At 65.3% G+C, this 6097-nt stretch carries 5 protein-coding genes; 1 reads left to right on the top strand and 4 read right to left on the bottom strand.

Annotated elements, in window-relative coordinates; translation table 11 throughout:
• From clpC1 to lysS, 3 genes are all read right to left on the bottom strand, one after another.
• The coding region (clpC1, locus tag QOC76_RS09635) for an ATP-dependent protease ATP-binding subunit ClpC (RefSeq protein ID WP_526356601.1) at positions 1 to 1738 on the bottom strand (1738 nt) is incomplete at its 3' end.
• Between the two features lie 315 nt (positions 1739 to 2053).
• On the bottom strand, positions 2054 to 2395 hold the full coding sequence (gene lsr2, locus QOC76_RS09630; protein ID WP_526356600.1) for a histone-like nucleoid-structuring protein Lsr2: 342 nt from the start codon (positions 2393 to 2395) through the stop codon (positions 2054 to 2056).
• 113 nt (positions 2396 to 2508) lie between these two features.
• Positions 2509 to 4020 carry a lysine--tRNA ligase gene (gene lysS / locus QOC76_RS09625; RefSeq protein WP_526356599.1) on the bottom strand — a complete coding sequence of 504 codons (1512 nt, stop codon included), beginning with the start codon at positions 4018 to 4020 and terminating at the stop codon, positions 2509 to 2511.
• A gap of 23 nt (positions 4021 to 4043) precedes the next feature.
• Between lysS and QOC76_RS09620 the strand changes: the two genes are divergently transcribed.
• Entirely contained in the window at positions 4044 to 5285 is a 1242-nt protein-coding gene (locus QOC76_RS09620) for an alanine racemase (protein WP_526356598.1), read from the top strand.
• On the opposite strand, the gene QOC76_RS09615 is transcribed toward QOC76_RS09620, so the two are convergent.
• Positions 5282 to 6097 (bottom strand): type III pantothenate kinase, encoded by an 816-nt coding sequence (locus QOC76_RS09615; protein WP_526356597.1) that lies wholly within the window; start codon positions 6095 to 6097, stop codon positions 5282 to 5284. The two genes, QOC76_RS09620 and QOC76_RS09615, sit on opposite strands and share 4 nt — an antisense overlap.

The following is a 6097-nucleotide window of genomic DNA, read 5'->3' as shown; positions in this document are numbered from 1 at the left end:
GCTGGATCAAGGAGTCCTCGTCGCCGAACAGGAACTCGGCGAGCGTCTTGGACAGCTCGGTCTTCCCGACGCCGGACGGGCCGGCGAAGATGAACGACCCACCGGGACGCTTGGGGTCCTTGAGACCGGCGCGGGTCCGGCGGATGGCCTGCGAGACCGCCTTGACGGCCTGCTCCTGACCGATGACCCGGCGGTGCAGCTCGTCCTCCATGCGCAGCAGCCGGGCGGTCTCCTCCTCGGTCAGCTTGAACACCGGGATGCCGGTCCAGTTGCCCAGCACCTCTGCGATCTCGTTGTCGTCGACCTCGGCGACGACGTCGAGATCACCTGAGCGCCACTGCTTCTCGCGCTCGGTGCGCTGTGCGACCAGTTGCTTCTCGCGGTCCCGCAGGTTGGCGGCCTTCTCGAAGTCCTGCGCGTCGATCGCGGACTCCTTCTCCCTGCGCGCGTCGGCGATCTTCTCGTCGAACTCACGCAGGTCTGGCGGCGCGGTCATCCGGCGGATACGCATGCGGGCGCCCGCCTCGTCGATCAGGTCGATCGCCTTGTCGGGCAGGAACCGGTCGTTGATGTACCGGTCGGCCAGCGTCGCCGCGGCCACCATCGCGCCGTCGGTGATCGAGACGCGGTGGTGCGCCTCGTAGCGGTCGCGCAGACCCTTCAGGATCTCGATGGTGTGCTCGACGGTCGGCTCACCCACCTGCACCGGCTGGAAGCGGCGCTCCAGCGCGGCGTCCTTCTCGATGTACTTGCGGTACTCGTCGAGTGTGGTGGCGCCGATGGTCTGCAGCTCGCCGCGGGCCAGCTTCGGCTTCAGGATCGAAGCGGCGTCGATGGCGCCCTCGGCGGCACCCGCACCGACCAGCGTGTGCAGCTCGTCGATGAACAGGATGATGTCGCCGCGGGTGTTGATCTCCTTGAGCACCTTCTTCAGGCGCTCTTCGAAGTCACCGCGGTAGCGGCTGCCCGCGACCAGCGAACCCAGGTCGAGGGTGTAGAGCTGCTTGTCCTTCAGCGTTTCCGGCACCTCGCCGTGCACGATGGCCTGCGCCAGACCCTCGACGACGGCGGTCTTGCCGACGCCGGGCTCGCCGATCAGCACCGGGTTGTTCTTGGTGCGCCGGCTCAGCACCTGCATCACCCGCTCGATTTCCTTCTCGCGGCCGATGACGGGGTCGAGCTTGCCTTCCATCGCGGCGGCGGTCAGGTTGCGACCGAACTGGTCGAGCACAAGGGAGGTGGACGGATTGCCCGCCTCGCCGCCGCGGCCACCGGTACCGGCCTCCGCGGTCTCCTTGCCCTGATAGCCACTCAGCAGCTGGATGACCTGCTGACGCACGCGGGTCAGCTCGGCGCCCAGCTTGACCAGGACCTGGGCGGCGACGCCCTCACCCTCACGGATCAGCCCGAGAAGAATGTGCTCGGTGCCGATGTAGTTGTGGCCGAGCTGCAGAGCCTCACGAAGGCTGAGCTCGAGAACCTTCTTGGCGCGCGGGGTGAAGGGGATGTGGCCGGACGGGGCCTGCTGGCCCTGGCCGATGATCTCCTCGACCTGGCTGCGCACGCCTTCCAGCGAGATGCCCAGCGACTCCAGCGACTTGGCCGCTACGCCTTCGCCCTCGTGAATAAGTCCCAACAGGATGTGCTCGGTGCCGATGTAGTTGTGGTTGAGCATCCGGGCTTCTTCCTGCGCCAGGACGACGACCCTGCGGGCACGGTCGGTGAATCTCTCAAACATCGGTGGTTACCTGCTCTCCATAAATAGTTCGGTACGAAGCGCGGTTGCAGACCACACCGCGTACCTGCCGTCCACTGTAATGGGCGGCCGTCCCGGGTGCCCTGCTTGGCGGTCCTTCGCCAATAAGTCATCCGAATGCGCGATCACGCGGCATCCGCCCTGTACCCGGGCTTCATAAGAGAGCAACGCCTGGATCCCACGATTCGTTTCCGGGGCGTCGCTTGCGCTAGTTCGCCACTAGCGAAAGCTCGATCCCGGCAGATACGCCGGGATCACGTTATGGCAACGGCGAGTTACGTTGCCGAAGTCGCCGTACTACGTCGCCGCGTGAAATGCGTCGATGACGTCAGCGGGGATACGGCCGCGGGTCGAGACATTGTGGCCGTTGCGCCTGGCCCAATCGCGGATGGCGGCGCTCTGCTCGCGGTCGATCGCCGCGCGGCCCCTACCCGAGCCGACTGCGCGGCCACGGCGGCGACCGCCGACGCGGCGGCCGGCGTCGACCCACTGCCTCAGGTCGCCGCGCAGTTTCGCTGCATTCTTGGAAGTGAGGTCGATCTCATAGCTCACACCGTCGATGCCGAATTCGACCGTTTCGTCGGCAGAGCCCGCACCGTCAAAATCGTCCACCAGGGTGACGGTCACTTTCTTAGCCATTTGCTCACACACGCCCTTCTGACGGGCACATAGTGCCCAGCTCATTGTTTGAACCCAGCACCAATGTGCCACATAAATGAAGGTCATTCAACAAGCCGCTTGAAGAGAGTGGTTCAGTTGATCTGTCTGCGAACAATCGGGAACAAAACTGTCTCCCTTATTGACAGTCCGGTCAGGGCCATCAACAGCCTGTCGATGCCCATTCCGGTGCCCGTCGTAGGCGGCATCCCGTACTCGAGGGCGGCGAGGAAATCCTCGTCCAGCGCCATTGCCTCGTCATCTCCCGCCGCGGCGGCGCGAGCCTGCGCGGCGAACCTTTCACGCTGTATCACCGGATCGATGAGTTCTGAATATCCGGTCGCGAGTTCGATACCGCGCACATACAGGTCCCATTTCTCGGTAACCCCGGGAATGCTGCGGTGAGCACGGGTAAGGGGCGTGGTCTCGACGGGAAAGTCACGGACGAAGGTGGGCGCCGAGAGCGTGTTTCCGACGGTGTGTTCCCACAGCTCTTCCACTAGCTTCCCGTGGCCATAGCCGCGGTCGCGAGGTATCTCGACACCTAGCCGGTCAGCGAACTCCCACAGCCGCTCAACCGGCGTCTGCGGGGTCACTTCTTCACCGAGCGCTTCCGACAACGACGGATACATTTGCACCGTCGCCCATTCCCCGTCGAGATCGTAGATTGTGCCATCGGGCAATGGCACCTTTCTTGTGCCAATCGCCTCATCCGCAACTTCTTGAATTATTTCACGGATCATCACCGCGGAATCGTCATACGTCCCGTACGCCTCATATGTCTCCAGCATCGCAAATTCCGGTGAATGCGTTGAATCTGCGCCTTCGTTTCGGAACACCCGATTCAGTTCGAAGACCTTCTCCAATCCGCCGACCAAGCATCGCTTCAGGAAGAGTTCCGGTGCGATGCGAAGGTAGAGGTCTGCGTCGAGCGCATTGGAATGCGTTACAAACGGTCGGGCGGCGGCACCGCCTGCCAGCGTTTGCAGCATGGGTGTCTCCACCTCGAGGAAGCCCCGCCGCTCGAGCGCTGAGCGCACCGCACGCACCACCGCCACGCGCTTACGCGCGATGGTCCTGGCCTCCGGTCGCACAATCAGGTCGACGTAACGCTGCCGGACCCGCGATTCCTCACTCATTTCCTTGTGCGCGACAGGGAGGGGCCTAAGCGCCTTGGAGATTATTTGCCAGGAGTCGGCAAGCACAGAAAGTTCACCGCGACGGGAACTGATCACTTCGCCGTGGACGAAGACGATGTCGCCCAGGTCGACATCCGACTTCCATCGGTCGAGGGAGTCCTGTCCCACATTGGCCAGGCTGATCATCGTCTGCAGCTGGGTGCCGTCGCCTTCCTGCAGGGTGGCGAAGCAGAGCTTGCCGGAGTTGCGCGCGAAGACGACGCGGCCCGCGACCCCGACAATGTCGCCGGTCACGGTATCGACGGGCAGGTCGGGATAGGCTGCCCGGATCTCGGCAAGGGTGTGCGTGCGCGCGACCTCGACCGGGTAGGGCTCGCGGCCCTCGGCGAGCAGACGCTCGCGCTTGGCCTGACGAATTCGGAACTGCTCGGGGATGTCTGTCTCGTCGGGCTGCTCAGGTGATGTCACGACGTGCCAGCTTAAATGAACTCGTGACCGCAGCCATCGATGCAGCCGGCGTCGCCGCCTTGGCGGACGAGCCGCTGGACTGGCGTTTCAAGGGTCTGCCCGCTTCCTGGTGGGGCCGCACCCCCGCGCAGGTCTGCGCGGTTGCCCCCATTCTCGGCGTCGGTGATGTGCCCGGCCCGGTGTGTGTGCTGCGTGCCGGGGCCTTGTCGGACAATCTGCAGACGATGGCCGGGTGGTGTCGTGACCGCGGAGTCGAGCTTGCGCCCCACGGCAAGACCCATATGGCTCCGCAGCTGTTGGCCCGCCAGTTCGAGTCGGGAGCGTGCGCGGTCACGGTCGCGACGATCAGCCAGGCGCGTGTGTACCGGGCCTTCGGTGTGCGCGATTTCATAGTGGCCAACGAGTTGGTGGATGCCGCTGCACTGCGATGGGTGGCCGCCGAGTTGGCCGGCGACCCCGCCTTCGCGTTGACGTGCTGGGTGGATTCGGTCGCCGGAGTAAAGCAGATGGAGTCGCATGTGACGGCCGCTGGTCGACCCGTCGATGTGTGCGTGGAGATCGGCATGGCCGGAGGCCGCACCGGCTGCCGCGATGCTTCGACCGTCGACGAGGTGGCTCAGGCCGCCGCAGCGAGCCCCGCCCTGCGGCTGGTCGGTGTGGCGGGGTACGAGGCGGCTCTCGGCCATGACGTCACGCCGGCGGCGGCGGCGCGCGTCACCTCATATCTGTTGGAGCTACGATCGGCCGTCGAAAGGCTGGCCGACCGTTTCCAGACCGAGAGTGTCATCGTGACGGCCGGCGGCAGTACTTACTTCGACGCGGTCGCCGAGGTGCTGACGATCGGCTCGGTCGCGGGGCGGGATGTGCGCACCATCGTCCGAAGCGGCTGTTATCTCACCCACGACCACGGGCTGTATGCGAGGACATCACCGCTACGCGAGGGGCTGCGACCGGCGCTCGAAGTGTGGGCGCAGGTCACCTCACGGCCAGAGCATGATCTGGCGCTGCTGACGATGGGCCGCCGCGACGTCTCGTTCGACCAGGACATGCCGGTGCCTATCTCGCTGTCGGACAGCAGGGTCGCCAAGCTCAACGACCAGCACGCATACCTGCGGCTGGGCCCAGACGACGAACCGACCGTTGAGGTGGGCGACTGGCTGCGGTTCGGGGTCTCGCACCCGTGCACCACCTTCGACAAGTGGCAGATGATCCCCGTGCTCGACGACGACGACCGCGTCGTCGAACTCATCCGCACGTTCTTCTAACGCGCCTGCTTCAGCCGTCCGCGTTGGCTGTCGCGGTTGCGTTCGAACACCAGCCGCAACCCGTCGAGCGTCAGATGGCGGTCGTAGTCAGCCACCGTATGAAGGTCTGGCAGCAGCAGCGGGGCGGTGTGACCGGTCGCGACAACGGCGACATCCTCACCGCCGAACCCGTCGATGTCGGCACGGATCCGCGACACCAGACCGTCGACCAGGCCCGCGAAGCCGAACACCGCGCCGGCCTGCATGCACTCGACGGTGTTCTTGCCGACCACCGACCGCGGCCGGGTCAGCTCGATACGCCGCAGCGCCGCCGACCGCGCCGCCGCCGCGTCGGATGAGACCTGTACGCCGGGTGCGATTGCACCGCCGAGGAACTCGCCTTTGGCCGACACCACGTCGACGCATATCGACGAGCCGAAGTCGACGACGATCGCCGCCTTGCCGTACTTGTGGAATGCCGCAAGACAGTTGACGATCCGGTCGGCGCCGACTTCCTTCGGGTTGTCGACCAGCAGTGGGATGCCGGTTCGCACCCCCGGCTCGATCAAGACGTGGGGCACCGACGGCCAGTACTGGTCGAGCATCTCCCGCACCTCGTGCAGCACCGACGGGACGGTCGACAGCCCGGCTGCGCCGGTGAGGCGTTCCGAGTCGTCACCGATGAGGCCGTCGAGCGTCAACGCCAGTTCGTCAGACGTCACCTCGGTCTCGGTGCGAATCCGCCAGTGCTGCGCCACCTTGGCGTGGTCACCCGAACCCGTGATCAGGCCGACCACGGTATGGGTGTTGCGGACATCGATTGCCAACAGCAC

It is taken from the genome of Mycobacterium sp. (assembly GCF_032159565.1).
GTDB lineage: Bacteria > Actinomycetota > Actinomycetes > Mycobacteriales > Mycobacteriaceae > Mycobacterium.
This window is presented reverse-complemented; position numbering and strand designations above follow the sequence as displayed.